Raw genomic sequence first — 13,718 nt, forward strand, 5'->3', positions numbered from 1 at the left:
TTTTGGACGGAGGCCGGCAGGACCCGACGTAATGATGAAAGGGGGGAGGGTGGGCGAGACGGTCACCGGCCGGAAGGGGGTGGGGCGGCTCTGTTGGCCCCCCCCCCCTCTCTCCCCTTCCTCTTCCTCCCGGCGCATGGCCGCTGTCGCGCTACTCCAGCGCGTAGTCCACCGAGAACCGGTCGAACCGCAGCGGAGTGTTCTGCGTTTCCGCCTGTGTCTGGGAGTTGACCGAGTTGATGGAGTACGCCTTGTAGACCGCGAGCGGCTTGTTGTTCACCGTGACGTGGCGGAAGTCCACGCTGCCGAAGTCCGGGTAGCTCCTGGTCGGCGACTCCAGGACCGCTTCTGCGGAGTTGTTCGGGCAGGTGGAGCCCTTGGGACAGGTCTGCTTGGTCGACTGGTTCCAGTTCCGCGTCCGGTTCTGGATCGTCAGCGTGTAGGTGCTGCCGCTGCGGACCACCGATGCCTTGATGTCGTCGCCCGGCTTCACCGTGCCCTTGAAGTAGACCGGGGGAAGCGGCGCCATTTCGTACCAGGCCCGGTAGACCGGGGAGCCGGTCTTGCAGCTGGTCTCCACTCCGGCCTGTTCGACGGTGTGCGGGGTGGCCGAGGTGTATCCGTCCATCCCCACCCAGGGGGCGAAAAGGTCGTTGGTGGAGTGGCAGGTGACCGCGGGCACCTGCCATTCGGCACTGGTCTGGTTGAAGGCGTTGGTCTTGCCCATCGTGACGTAGCCGCCCCACCCGGACTTCGTGATGTACCTGGTGCCGGTGTCGCTGTGGCCGGAACTGCCTCCGGCGAAGGCGGAGACGAAGGCACTGGAGGCGATCGTCAACGCCAGTGCCGCTGCTCCGCCGATCACTGCCCGGCGAGTTGTCACACGCATGAGTTGTCCCTTCGCGTTGGCCTGGGGCCAGGACGGGTCGATTGCGGGGGCTCAAAGGGCCAGGGAAGTCAGACGTTTGGCCCCAAACGATGAGCTTGCTTGGTATCAAACCAAGGAGGGGTCGGCAGCCACAAGGCGCTTTGCCCGATTCTCAGCCGACCCACAGGCAACGGAACTGGTGCCCTGTCACGAGCCTTCGCTTCACCGCCGGGCGAGCTCAGAGGAGCTCGGCCCGGCGATTGTCACAGCACCCGCATCACGTGATCGACGTGGTGGTGGCTGAGCATGGCGGACAGGCCCGCCGCTGTGCTGGCAAGCCGCCTCCGCACGTGGTGGTCCACCTGGTCTTGGGCTTGGCGCTGTACCGCGGTGAGGCTGTACCGCGGGGAGGATGACGAGGAGGTCGCCGCCCGCATGACGAGCCGTTGGCCCACCTCGGCGCCTGCCGCAGCGGCGACCCCATGCCCAAGTCTGGGCGACGCTCCTGCCCGGCGCTCATCTACGCGCCCGTCGGTCGGGACCGCCGCCCGCACGCGCCTACTGGAGGCCGCCCGCGCCGGACGGTGAAGTCGACCGGGAATCATGCGCCCGAGCCGACCGCCCACCAGTAGCGGCCAGCCGGTAAGCCGTTACTGGTCAAGCCGCACGATTTTCCTGGTCCGGCGGGGACCGGGCAAGGCGATCCCGTAAGGGATCTGCGACATCGCCGCGAATACCAGCCGGGTCAGTGTGGGAACCGCCGCTGCGGCATCACGGCACGGCTTGATCGGTCTCATGGAATGTGACGGATTCCGGCCCGCACCGACTGGCGCACTGTCACACTGCGCAGCCCTTCGTGCGAGCCCCGCGTCAACGGCTGCCCCCACCAGGACTCCGCCTCGTCTCGGGCGAACTCCAACCGCCCCACCCATCGGCGGGGCGGTACCAGCCGTCTGCGGGTTGGACAAGGCAGAAGAGATACAAAATGATCGTTGAGGACAATTGTCGACCAGCCCACATAATTCGTTCGCACTCACTGGAGCCTAATTTCGCCGCTTATACGGACACTGCGAACCGCTCATTTCAGCCATCGAACCCGGCCTCGAAAACCTGCGAACCAGCAGGGTAGAGGTGTGATTTTACTTTTCTGCCACACATGAAAGGGCACTTTATCGCCAGAGGGTGAGTATCGTCACACCTCTCCAATAAACCGGCGACGCATTCCCGTCGTCAGGCAGGTCAAGAACTTCTGTTCATTGCTTCACGCAACATACGGCGGAGCTCGGAAAGGATGTTTCTTGACCACCACTCGATCCCCGATATCCAAGCGGCGCCCGGCTCGGCGTCGGGCGGACATGGCTGTGTTAGGAGGTGTGCGGCCGCCAGTGGCGGCCCTGCCGGTTCTGTTGGCGCTCGTCGCGGGCTTGACGGTGTTCGCCGTCGGGAGCGATGCCGAACGGGGCGTTCCCGAGGCCGTCCTCGGCTCCCAGCAGCACATCGCCGAGGACGGGGCGGTCGCGCTGCAGGCCGCCGTCGACGAGAGCGTCTCCGATCTGCGGGCAGCGGCAGCGGACTTCGGTGGCTCCAAGTCCGTACCGGCGGACGGAATGCTGACCCTCCTCGACCGGACCTACCGCAAGTGGCGCGGTACCGCCGTCGTCGACCTGTCCACCGGTCGGCTGCTCGCCGCGCGGGGCGAGGACGTACCGCTCGGGAAGGTGGACCTTCGTGGACTGCCGGCGAACCCGCCTCCGAGGCTGGTTCGGGACGACTCGGGCGTCACCCGGCTGCTGGTCTTCGCGACGCTGTCGCAAGGGGACAGACAGGAATTGCTCGTCGCTTCCCAGAGCCTGAAGGTGCCCGGCATCACCGTCGGCAGGAATCACACGCTCAACGTCGTGGACCGTGACGGGGCGACCCTCACCTCGGCCGGGCCGCGCTCCGGAACCGATCAGGCCAAGGCGCTGGCCGGCGCCGCCGTGCGCGAGGCGCAGGGCAAGGGAGCGTCGGACGCTGCCGGCGGCTTCGACGGTCCGAGCGGCAGTCTCGTCGGGGCAGAGGAAGGCAACACCCGTACCGCCGTCGGGTACGCCGGAGTGGCCCGGGGGCTCGCCACGAAAGAGAGTCCGAGCAGCGCACTCGGACTGACGGTCGTCACGACGGTGCGAACCGAGCGTCATACGTCCGGGACTGGTGACCTTCGTCTCGCCCTCCTCGCCGCGGCCGTGTTGCTGACCCTCGCGGCCGGGGTCACCGTCGCCCTCCACCTGGTTGTGCAGCGGCCTCTGCTGCGGTTGAGTCGCGAAGCGCAGCGGCTCGGCCGGGGCGACCTCACGGCTCCCGTCCGCGTGGCCCGCTTCGGGGAACCTGCCCGGGTCGGTGGCGCGCTGGAGGCACTGCGCCTTCAACTCCGTGGAAACGGCGGGCAGTCGCAGGAAACGGTCCCGCAGCCGTCGACCGGGAGCCGCGGTCGGCTCGGGACCCGCAAGGGCCGGCGCCGGCCCGGACTGCGGACCGTCCTGCTGGTCTGCTCGTCCGCCCTGCTGGCCTGGCCCGCGTCGGTGCTGCTGGCGCTCGGCAGCACCTGGCCGCACACAGCCACGGCCGTACCGCGGCTGATCTCCGACGACCAGCGGCAACGCACCGAGACGACGGCGGATCGCGTGCGCAGGGGGATCAACGACGGATACGCGGATCTCGCCCATCTCGCCACCGTGATCGACGCTTCCCGGTCGGAGGAGACGCGCAGGGTTCTCGACAGTTCCCTGGAGCAGCACGGCCGATATCGCTCCCTGTACGTCGTCGACGGCGCCGGCGAGATCCTCGTCCGCGCCGGCGATGAACCCCGTACCCCGAAGAAGATCCGCGTCAAGCCCGGGGTCATGCAGACGAACACCTCCGGCAAGGAACCGGTGATCGCCGCCGTGGCCGCTCAGCCGGTCAAGGGGGCGCCGACGGGGTCCGGACGCCGCTATGTCGTGGGCGAGCTCAAGGTCCAGTACCTGGTCGGCATCCTCACCCGGCCCGGTCTCGGCTCGGTGTGGCTGGTCGACTCCGCGCATCGGGTCATCGCGTCCAACGAAGGGTTCGTGGCCTTCGGGCGGGTCTCCGACGGTCGGCTGCGGGCCCACATGGAGGCCGCCCGCACGACCAAGGGCTCCGCTGGGCTGCTGCTCGGCTGGAGGAATCCGGCGGTCGCCGCCGTGGCGCCGTTCAACGAGAAGCTGGGTGTCGCGAGCGCACTCGGCTGGAAGGTCGCCTCGATCAGACCGGTGTTCTGGATCGGGCTGCCCGAGTACGAGGCACAGCGGCGGATCATGCTCGTCGGTCTGCTGGGGCTGACGGCGGGCGCCCTCTGCCTCGGCTGGCTGTACCTCGTCGTCGTACGTCCGCTGCGTGAAATCACCCAGCGCGCCGAGGCGTTGGCAGCCGGGGACCGCAGAACGGTGCTCTACCCGCGCTACCACGACGAGGTGGGATCCGTCGCCCGCAGCCTCGAACTGATCAGACAGCGACTCCCGCGCGCCGACGCACCGCCCGCGCCCGGTTCCCCCGACGGGCCGCCCGGCGCCTCCACGCCCCTGTCCGGCCCCGGTCCCAGGAGCTGACCCACCGTGCTCTTCCTGTACTGCGTCCTTGCGACGTGCTGCGCCGGCCTGCTCGTCGCAGGCGTCGTCGAACAGCGCCGCCATGACGCGAATCTCGCCGCCATACCCACCCGCGTGCTGGTCAACGGCATTCGCGGCAAGTCCTCCATCACCCGGCTGTGCGCGGGCGCGCTGCGCGGCAGCGGCCTGGTGACCGTCGCCAAGACCACGGGTACCGCCGCCCGGTTCATCCACCCCGATGCCACCGAGGAGCCGGTCTACCGCAAGTTCGGCATCGCCAACGTCGTGGAGCAGATCGGCATCGTCCGGCGGGCCGCCGCCCACCAACCCGACGTCCTGGTCATGGAGTGCATGGCCGTCATGCCCGCACTCCAGGAGATCAACCAGTCCAAACTCATCCGCTCCACCATCGGCGTGCTCTGCAACGTCCGCGAGGACCATCTCGCCGAGATGGGCCCGACGTTGGACGATGTGGCACGCTCCCTGTGCCGGTCCCTGCCCGAGGGCGGCGTCTGCGTCACCGCGGAGAAAGAGCGCTTCCCCATCCTCCGGGAGGAGGCCGACGCCCGGAACTGCAAGCTGGTCTACGCCGACCCGGAGACCGTCACCGACGAGGAACTGCGCGGCTTCAGCTGGTTCACCTTCAAGGAGAACGTCGCCATCGCACTCGCGGTCGCCGAACTGCTCGGCGTCGACCGCGAGACCGCGTTGAAGGGAATGTACGAGGCACCACCGGACCCGGGTGTGCTGTCCGTCGAGCGGTACCGCACCCCCGACGGCAAGCGGCTGCGATTCGCGAACGTCTTCGCCGCCAACGACCCCGAGTCGACGCTGATGAACATCAAGCAACTGCTCGAACTGGGCGCCGTTCACCGTCCGTTGCACGTCGTCATCAACTGCCGCCCCGACCGCGTGGAGCGCAACGGGCAGATGGGTGCGCTCATCCCCGAGCTCGACCCGGAGACGGTGTTCCTCATCGGCCATCCCACCAAGTCGGCCGCCGACGCCATACCGGCCCACTGGACCGGGAACGTCGTCGATCTCGGCGGCGACCGCCGCGACCCCGACCGGCTCACCACGGACCTGCTGGCCCACCTGGGGCCGGACTCCTCACTCGTCGCCATCGGCAACATCCACGGGCAGGGCGAACTCTTCCTGGAGCGGCTCACCGCACTCGCGCCCGAACACCCCGACGCCGTCACCGACGCCGACCCCGCCAACCCGAGCGACGCCCCCACATCGCCCGGCGCTCACCACAACTCCCCCCACGGAGAATCGCGTTGATCCCCGCATTGGTCACACCCCAGATCGCCGCCATCGGCATCGCACTCGGTCTGGTGTTCTCCCTCCTGTGCTACCTGACCACGAACCTCTCACCGGGCGGAATGATCACCCCCGGCTGGCTCGCCCTCACCCTCGTCGACGATCTGCGGCGCGCCGCCATGGTCGCGGGCATGGCAGGTCTGACCTACCTGCTGACCAAGGTGCTGCAGCGCTTCCTCATCCTCTACGGCAAGCGGCTGTTCGCCGCCGTCGTACTCACCGGTGTCCTGCTCCAGGCCGGGCTCTCCCTGGTGCTCCAGCGGGAGTTCCCCCTGCTGTTCGCCCATCAGGCCCTCGGGTTCATCGTCCCCGGGCTCATCGCCTACCAGCTCGAGAGGCAGCCCAGGACAGCGACGGTCCTCTCCACCGGCACGGTCACCTTCGCCACCTACGTGATTCTGGTGTCAGGGCTGCTGCTGGGCGCCCTGCCCACGGCCTGAACCGCCCCCTCCCCCGACATGCTGCGGCATCTCCCTTTCCCCCACACCGGAGTTGACCAGTGAAACGCTTCCTGCCCAGAATCCGGAAGTTCTCCCCGACCAGGAACGCGGCCCTGTTCCTGGTGACAGCCGTCCTGCTCGCGGCGAGCTGCGTGCTGACCCTGCAGTTCAGGCACCGCACCGACCCACCACCCGCATCACCGGGTGCCGGAATCCGGGCCAGGAGCGGCCCGCTGGACTTCGAGCGGATCGGCAATCCCGCCCGCACGGTCGCCCGCGACCGGCACGGCACCGTCATCGCCACGTTCACCGACGGCGCCCGCACGGCCGTACTGACTGGGCCCAGTAGGACCTTCGCGGAGCCGCGTACGACGGATGCCGAAGTCGTCACCAAGAGCTGGGTGCGGCTGCTGCCCAAGGCGTGGGCCCGTGGCGCGGAGCAGAGCGACTGGTTCAGGACCTGGCTCAGGTCCCGCCTCGGCAGCCGCGATCCCGACATCCTCGCCACGGCCTTCGACTACATCGCCGGTGCCCCGGTCCGGACGACGGCAGCGGGCGTCACATACAGCGGTGCCGCCCGCTACGGACCCGGCATCACCAGCGAGTCCGGCCGCGCTCGGCAAGGGAAGCAGCGCATGGGTTCGGACTTCTACGACTACCTGGGCACCCCCTGGACCTTCCCCGACGGAGTCACCCGCCGCCCCGAGGAGGACCGCCGGCGCTCGGTCGACTGCTCGGGCTATGTCCGGCTGGTGTACGGATACCGCTCGGGATTGTTGCTGAACAGCAGGGACAGCCCGGCGGGCAGCGGGCTGCAGCGGACCGCCGACGCGATCGCCCACGGTCCGCTCGGCGTACCGGTGATCCCCCTCACCGACCGCAGCCCCGATGTCATCCAAGGGCTCCAGCCCGGCGACCTGGTCTTCTTCAGAACACGGGAGCTGCCCGGTGGACGGATCGGCCACATCGGTATCTACCTCGGCCTGGACACCGCCGACCACCCGCGCTTCATCTCCAGCCGGAAGAACGCCAACGGGCCCACCATGGGTGACAAGGGGGGCACCTCACGGCTCGACGGTGAGGGCTACTACGCACAAGAGCTGCGCGGGGCCCGACGCCTGTGACGGCAATGCCACGTAGTGTGAGTTGATCAGGCTGTCCGGATGGCCTGCTCTGGCAGGTTGACCAGGCGCACGGTGGCCGGGGGCCCGGTATGGCGGACACCGCGTTCTGAGGGTAGGGGCGGGCGTAGGCCCACTCGTCCAGCAGGGTGCGGGTGAAGAACGCCTGCGCGCGGGTCCGGAACGCGGTGGCGGTCTCCTTCTTCTCGTCGGCTGGCCTGGCCGGTGGCCCGGTCCAGGTGTGCCGGACGGGCCAGGCGGTAGCGGACCAGGACTCGGTGTCGAGGGTGCGATCCGCACCAGGTGAGCGATGCGGGCGGGACCCCACCGGCGCGGGAGCCGGACCTTGGTGATCCGCCGCCCGGTCCCCGGTGTCCGCCGGGGACTGTGATGCGGACGGCTGGGGCGGCCGGCCATCGCGGTCCCACCGAGAGCCCGGTATGGGCCGGCCCACCGCTGGGCCGTGGTCGGCGAGACCTGGAAACGTTGTGCGGCACGACGCAGGGTCCAGCCGTCCTCGACAACGCAACGGGCAAGCCTCGCGGTCGCGGAACTGCGCAAGGAGCGTCTCCACGACCCGACGGCGTGGGCGCCGTTCGCGCACAACGGGCCCTGATCGCCGCCGGGTCCCACATCGCCGCGGGGGCGCTACGGCCTCATGGCGCCGATCCTCGCCACGACACCTGCGCCCGGCACGTCGTTCGACCTCTGCGCGCTCACCACCAACCTGCAGAGCACCACGACGACCCGCTGCAGCGAGGGCCCGGACCAACCGCTCAGGTGCGCCTCCGCACTGCGCGTCCCGGTGCGGCGACCGGCCCCGGAATGCTCAGCCTCCCGGCGTCCTCGCGCAGCCCGGCACGGTCGTGGAGGCGGCGCAGGGGCCCGGGGGCCCACCAGTTGGCCCGCCCCGCCAGCCGCATGAACGAGGGTACGAGCACGGCCCGGACGAGCGTCGCGTCCAGCACCACCGCCAGGGCCAGACCGACGCCGAGGAGTTTCAGCAGTGTCACCCCGGAGATGGCGAAGACGAACAGCACTGCGGCGACGAGGACCGCCGCGGCCGTGATGATGCGGCCTGTGTGCTGGAGGCCGAAGGCGACGGACTCCGTGTTGTCGCCGGTGCGCAGGTAGCACTCGCGGATGCGGGCGAGCAGAAAGACCTCGTAGTCCATGGAGAGCCCGAAAGCCACGCAGAAGGTCAGGATCGGGATGGTGGCGTCCAGTGTGCCGGTGTGCGGCGGGCTGCCCACGAGGAACGACAGGTGTCCCTCCTGGAACACGAACACCATCGCCCCGAACGTGGCGCTGAGGCTGAGCGTGTTGAGCACCAGTGCTTTCACCGGCATCAGGACGCTCCCGGTGAACAGGAAGAGCAGCACCAGGGAGGAGCCCGCCACGACGCCGATCGCGGCCGGAGTAGCCCGGGCGATGGCGGAGGTGCTGTCCTCGACCTCGGCGGCCCGTCCGCCCACCGACACCGAGGTCCCGGCCGGCGGTTCCACTTGCCGCAGTCGGCGGACGAGCCGGGTGCCGGCGGACGAGTCCTGTTCCACCGCGGAGACCACGGAGAGCAGCGTGCTGTCGCCGTCCACCAGGGCGGCGGCGGCCGGGCCCGGCCTCTGGACCCGGCGTCCGCCGACGTGGACGCCGGGCGCCGCGGCCACCTGGCGGACTCCGGGCACTGCGGACAGCGCCCGGGCGTAACGCTCCAGGCTCCGTTCCCGGTCACGCCCCACGCCCTGCACCACCACCGGGACCGTGCTCAGCGCGTCGGCGTCGAACCGGTCGCGCAGCAGCTGGCTGGCGCGGTGCACCTGGGAGGAGTCAGGCAGGGAGCGGTCGTCGAACAGGCCCGAGGCGACCCGGGTGAACGGGGACGCGAGGACGGCCAGCAGCACCACAACGCCGCCGCCGTAGAGCACCGGACGGCGCATCACCGCCGTGGCGAACCGGTACCAGCGTCCGCTCTCGGGGACCGCCGCCGGGCCTGTCGCGCGTCGCGCCGGGCCGCGCAGCCGGGCGAAGACGTCGTAGCGGTCGACCAGATGGCCCAGGACGGCCAGCAGGGCGGGCAGGACGAGGACCGCCCCCGCCGCGGCGGAGAGCACGACGGCGATGCCGCCGTAGGCGAAGGACCGCAGGAAGAACTGGGGGAAGACCAGCAGGGCGACGAGGGACAGGGCCACCGTGAGCGCGGAGAACGCGACCGTCCGCCCGGCCCGGCGCACGGTGGGGCCCAGCGCCTCCTGCACGGTGGCGCCGGCGCGCAGCTCCTCCCGGAAACGGGCGAGGATGAACAGGCTGTAGTCGATGGCGAGTCCGAGGCCGAGCGAGGTGGTGGAGTTCATCGAGTACACCGAGATCGACACGGCGCCCGCCAGGGCGTTGAGCACGGCCCGGCTCACCAGGACCGACAGCAGGGCGATGACCAGCGGCAGGGCGGCGGCCACCGCGCCGCCGAAGATCAGCAGCAGCAGGACCAGGGTGATGGGCGCGGCGATCGCCTCGGCGAGCAGCAGGTCGTGCGCGGTGCGCTTGCCGACCTCCGACTGCACCTGCGCGGGGCCTGCCGCCAGGACCGTCAGCCCCTGCGCGTACCGTCGGACGTCCGGTACCACCCGCTCGGCGGTCTTCGCCCGGTCGTCCTCATCACCGCTCAGGGAGAGCGTGACCAGCCCGATGGAGCCGTCACGGGAACGCAGCGAGGGCGCGCGCTGTTCCGTCCAGTACGAGGTGGCGGCCCGCACGCCTGGAGTCTGCGCGGCGCGCCGGGTCAGGGCGGTGCCGAGGGAGGTCATCTCGGGTGAGTCGACGGGGGTCGTACCGCGCAGCAGCAGCACCAGGTCGCCGCCGGCGGACGGGAAGTGCTCGGCCACCAGGCGTTCGGCACGGGCGGACTGCGCGCCGGGATCGGTGAAACCGCCGTGGACCAGCCGGTGTTCCACGCCCAGGCCGCCGATCCAGGCGAGGACGAGGGTGACTGCGCTCACCCACAGTACGGCGACGCGCCGCCGGTACAGTGCCGCGCTGACGCGGTCCAGCATGACAGGGCCTCCACGAGTCGATCAGTCTGTCCGGGCAACGGGCCCGCTGGGTACGGAACGGCCGATCCACCGTCTGCAAGTTCGATTGATGGGCGGGCCCTGAGCTGGCGATACTGGCTCCCGAGCGCTGACGCCGAGGCGAAGTGGGGCCCATGCATCAAGACCGCGCACTGCTGGAACTGCTCGGCCTCCTCGATGTCGGCCTCGCGCCCGGCCGGGACGACGGCGAGCACTTCCTCGGACGCCCTGCCCAGGAGCAGTCCTCCCCGGTGTACGGAGGGCTGGTGGCCGCCCAGGCGCTGGCCGCTGCCGGCCGCACGGTCTCCGCCGAACTGCCCGTGCACTCCGTGCACTGCTCCTTCCTGCGGCCCGGCCTGCCGACGGCGCCCTTCGACCACCGGGTCGAGCGGGTGAAGGACAGCGCTTCCTTCGCCACCCGGCGGGTCCGTGCGGCCCAACGCGGCCGGGAGGTGTTCGCTCTGACCGCCTCCTTCCACCGCCCCGAACCGGGCCTCGGCCACCAGGACCCGATGCCGCCCGTCCCGGACCCGGAGGGCCTGCCGACCTACGAGGAGCGGCTGAGCAAGGTGTTCGACGAGGTGGTCGCCCCCCTCGGCAAGCCGTACGAGACGCGCTTCGTCGGGCCGTTGAGCTTCGACGCCGAGAAGGACCCGTCGCTGCTGTCCTCCCGGACTCAGGTGTGGGTGCGCGTCAAGGGCGACGTGCCGGCCGAGGCGACCGCCGGCCGCGAACGGCTGTTCCACGCCTGCCTGTTGGTGTATGTCTGCGACGTGACCATGCTGGAGACGGTGTTGGTCCGGCACGGGGTGTCGTGGTTCCACGCCACTGGCCGGAGTCTCGACTACACCGTGTGGATCCATCGCCCCTTCCGCGCGGACGACTGGCTGCTGTGCGCCCACGAGACACCGGTGGCTTCCGGAGGGCGGGGACTGGTCCTGGGCCGGGTCTTCACCCGCGACGGGGTGCTGGTCGCCACCCTCGCCCAGGAGGGCCTGCTCCGGCTGAGCGGCGACCCCGGGGGCGTCGGCTGAGGGCCCCTCGCCGCGGCCCGCCGGGCGCCGACACCCCTGGTTGCGGCGGCTACACGACCAGGCCGCCGGAGATCTCGATGGCCTGCCCGGTGATGTAGCGGGCCCGGTCGGAGGCCAGGAAGCACACCAGGTGTGCCACGTCCTCCGGGGAGCCGAAAGCCTGCCCGGGAATCAGGGACCTGAGGAGTTCGGCCTTGTCCTCGGGTATCGCGGCCGTCATGTCGGTCTCGATGAGACCGGGGGCGACGGCGTTGACGGTGACGCCCCGGGCGCCGATCTCCTTGGACAGCGCCTTGGTGAAGCCGATGACCCCGGCCTTGGCGGCGGAGTAGGCCGTCTGGCCGGGTGTGCCGTGCAGCCCGGAGGAGGAGGCGATGTTGATGATGGCGCCGCGGCGCTGTTTCACCAGGGGCATGAGCAGGGGCCTGGTGACGGTGTGCATGCTGTCGAGGTTGGTGCCGATGACGTCGTGCCACTGCTGGGGGCCCATGCGGGCGAACAGGGTGTCGCGGGTGATGCCCGCGTTGTTGACCAGGACGTCGAACCGGTCCAGGTGGTCCAGGGCCGAGGCGGCGAAGCGCGCGGCCTCCGTGGAGTCCGCGACATCGGTGTACAGCGGGGTGCAGCGCCGCCCGGGGTGGGCGGCACGCAGCTCGTCGGCCAGGGCGCGGGCCTGCTTCTCGCCGCTGTGGTAGCCGAAGACGACGTCGGCGCCCTGTGCCAGCGCCAGCCGGACGACGGCGGCGCCGATGCCCCGCGATCCGCCGGTGACGACACAGCCGCGGCCCGCCAGCGGGAGGTCATCCGTCACTGCTCACCCCCGGCGTCACGGAGGCGAGCCGGCTGGACCCCTTCTTGCGCCGTGCGGCCTCCTCACGCAGCTCGCGGTAGCGTTCCTCGGCGATCAGCGTGGAGATCATGGGGGCGTAGAACGCGCCGTCGCCGACCAGCCGGATCCGCTCCGCCGTGATCGCCGCGTAGCCCCGCTCGGCCAGCGCGTCCCAGACGGTGGCGAACTTCTCGTACACGTCGACGCCGAAGGCCGCACGGTACTGGACACGGTCGATCTCGGTGCTGATGAGGCTGCGGAACAGGACCATCAGCAGCCAGTCGTCGGGGGTGTGCCTGAAGCCCCGTTCCACCGGGAACCGGCCGTTGTCGACGGCCGCCTTGTACTGCGGCAGGCTGCGGTGGTTGATGAACGACCAGGAACGGCCGGGGGCGAGCGCGGGGTTGCCGAAGAAGGTGATCGCCGCGTAGCCGAGTCCCAGGGTGTCCATGTGCTCGAAGCGGGGGAGGTAGCCCTCGCGGAAGTCCTTGGCCGCGGGGTCACCGGGACGGCGGAAGTTGTACGTCGACAGCTGCTCGTAGCCGTGGTCGAGCAGGAAGTCCCGCCCCGCGCGGTACATCTCCAGGTTGGCCAGCGTGCTGGGCAGCTCGTGGTAGCGGTTGAGTGCGAAGTCGGTGGGGCCGCCCACGTTCAGCTCGTAGTGGGTGATGTCGTGGACGTCCCAGGAGACCAGGGTCTGAAGGTCCTCCAGCATGGTGTCGACGGTCTGCTGGGGCCAGCCGAAGATGAGGTCGACGTTGGCGGCCAGGCCGAGTTCGCGGGCCCATTCCAGGCTCTGGATGACGTGTTTGGTCGTCTGTTTGCGGCCGCTGAAGCTGTTCAGCCGTTCGTTGATCTGCTGGACCCCCATGCTGATCCGGTTCATCCCCGAGTCGCGGATGGCCTGCATCTTCTCCCGGGAGAACAGCTGCGGGATGCCCTCCAGGGTGAGGTCCGCCTGGTCCGAGATCTCGGGGAAGAGGCGGCGCACCATGTCCATCAGCCGGTGGTAGACGGGGGCCCGGTAGAGGTTCGATGTGCCCCCTCCGAAGTAGGCCCCGGCGAGGACGGATCCCTCCATCTGCTCCCGGTACATCTCGGCTTCTCGTTCCACATATCCGTAGTAGTTCTCCAGCGCGGCGTTGCCCTGGAACTCCTCGACGGGGAACAGGCAGTAACCGCACTTTCCGGGGTCGGTCTGGATGCAGTACGGGACGCCGACGTAGAGGAACACGTGGGACTGGTCGCCCGTGGCGCGCAGGAGCCGGCGGTCCTCGCCGATCTCGTCCAGGGGAACGGACGGCTCGTTCCAGAAGCGCGGGGACGGGAAGCCGTGCTGGATCTTGTTGACCTGGCGTTCGGCGAGATGGCTGTCGAGGTAGCTGTTCACGTGGTCGGGGCTCAACACGGTGACGGCACTTCCCCTCTGG

9 protein-coding genes and 1 pseudogene are annotated in these 13,718 nt (G+C 69.9%); 5 read left to right on the top strand and 5 right to left on the bottom strand.

Annotated elements, in window-relative coordinates; genetic code table 11:
• Positions 1-151 precede the first annotated feature (151 nt).
• Positions 152-889, bottom strand: coding sequence for a G1 family glutamic endopeptidase (locus ACZ7GZ_RS16940; protein ID WP_471024794.1), 738 nt, complete (start codon positions 887-889; stop codon positions 152-154).
• 1,352 nt (positions 890-2,241) lie between these two features.
• Between ACZ7GZ_RS16940 and ACZ7GZ_RS16945 the strand changes: the two genes are divergently transcribed.
• From ACZ7GZ_RS16945 to ACZ7GZ_RS16960, 4 genes are read left to right on the top strand one after another with little or no spacing between them, the layout of a single operon-like run.
• Positions 2,242-4,476 carry a HAMP domain-containing protein gene (locus ACZ7GZ_RS16945; protein ID WP_471024795.1) on the top strand — a complete coding sequence of 745 codons (2,235 nt, stop codon included), beginning with the start codon at positions 2,242-2,244 and terminating at the stop codon, positions 4,474-4,476.
• A gap of 6 nt (positions 4,477-4,482) precedes the next feature.
• Positions 4,483-5,760 carry a poly-gamma-glutamate synthase PgsB gene (pgsB, locus tag ACZ7GZ_RS16950; protein WP_471024797.1) on the top strand — a complete coding sequence of 426 codons (1,278 nt, stop codon included), beginning with the start codon at positions 4,483-4,485 and terminating at the stop codon, positions 5,758-5,760.
• Positions 5,757-6,239 (top strand): poly-gamma-glutamate biosynthesis protein PgsC/CapC, encoded by a 483-nt coding sequence (locus ACZ7GZ_RS16955; RefSeq protein WP_471024799.1) that lies wholly within the window; start codon positions 5,757-5,759, stop codon positions 6,237-6,239. The genes pgsB and ACZ7GZ_RS16955 overlap by 4 nt, the downstream gene beginning before the upstream one ends.
• 59 nt (positions 6,240-6,298) lie before the next feature.
• Positions 6,299-7,363, top strand: coding sequence for a C40 family peptidase (locus ACZ7GZ_RS16960; protein ID WP_471024800.1), 1,065 nt, complete (start codon positions 6,299-6,301; stop codon positions 7,361-7,363).
• Positions 7,364-7,551: 188 nt separating this feature from the next.
• On the opposite strand, the pseudogene ACZ7GZ_RS16965 reads toward ACZ7GZ_RS16960, so the two are convergent.
• Positions 7,552-7,921, bottom strand: a pseudogene (locus tag ACZ7GZ_RS16965) (leucine zipper domain-containing protein); the annotation flags it as partial.
• A 215-nt stretch (positions 7,922-8,136) separates the two neighbouring features.
• Complete coding sequence (locus ACZ7GZ_RS16970) at positions 8,137-10,407, bottom strand: MMPL family transporter (RefSeq protein WP_471024802.1); 2,271 nt, start codon at positions 10,405-10,407, stop codon at positions 8,137-8,139.
• Positions 10,408-10,559: 152 nt separating this feature from the next.
• On the opposite strand from ACZ7GZ_RS16970, the gene ACZ7GZ_RS16975 reads away from it, so the two are divergent.
• Positions 10,560-11,459 carry an acyl-CoA thioesterase gene (locus ACZ7GZ_RS16975; protein WP_471024803.1) on the top strand — a complete coding sequence of 300 codons (900 nt, stop codon included), beginning with the start codon at positions 10,560-10,562 and terminating at the stop codon, positions 11,457-11,459.
• A gap of 49 nt (positions 11,460-11,508) precedes the next feature.
• Here the strand turns inward: ACZ7GZ_RS16975 and ACZ7GZ_RS16980 are convergent, their stop codons facing one another.
• Together ACZ7GZ_RS16980 and ACZ7GZ_RS16985 are read right to left on the bottom strand one after the other, a co-directional pair.
• On the bottom strand, positions 11,509-12,270 hold the full coding sequence (locus tag ACZ7GZ_RS16980; RefSeq protein WP_471024805.1) for an SDR family oxidoreductase: 762 nt from the start codon (positions 12,268-12,270) through the stop codon (positions 11,509-11,511).
• Positions 12,260-13,693, bottom strand: a complete 1,434-nt coding sequence (locus ACZ7GZ_RS16985) for a coproporphyrinogen-III oxidase family protein (RefSeq protein WP_471024807.1) — start codon at positions 13,691-13,693, stop codon at positions 12,260-12,262. The genes ACZ7GZ_RS16980 and ACZ7GZ_RS16985 overlap by 11 nt, the downstream gene beginning before the upstream one ends.
• Between the last annotated feature and the right edge of the window lie 25 nt (positions 13,694-13,718).

Source organism: Streptomyces sp. NPDC037288, assembly GCF_055603265.1.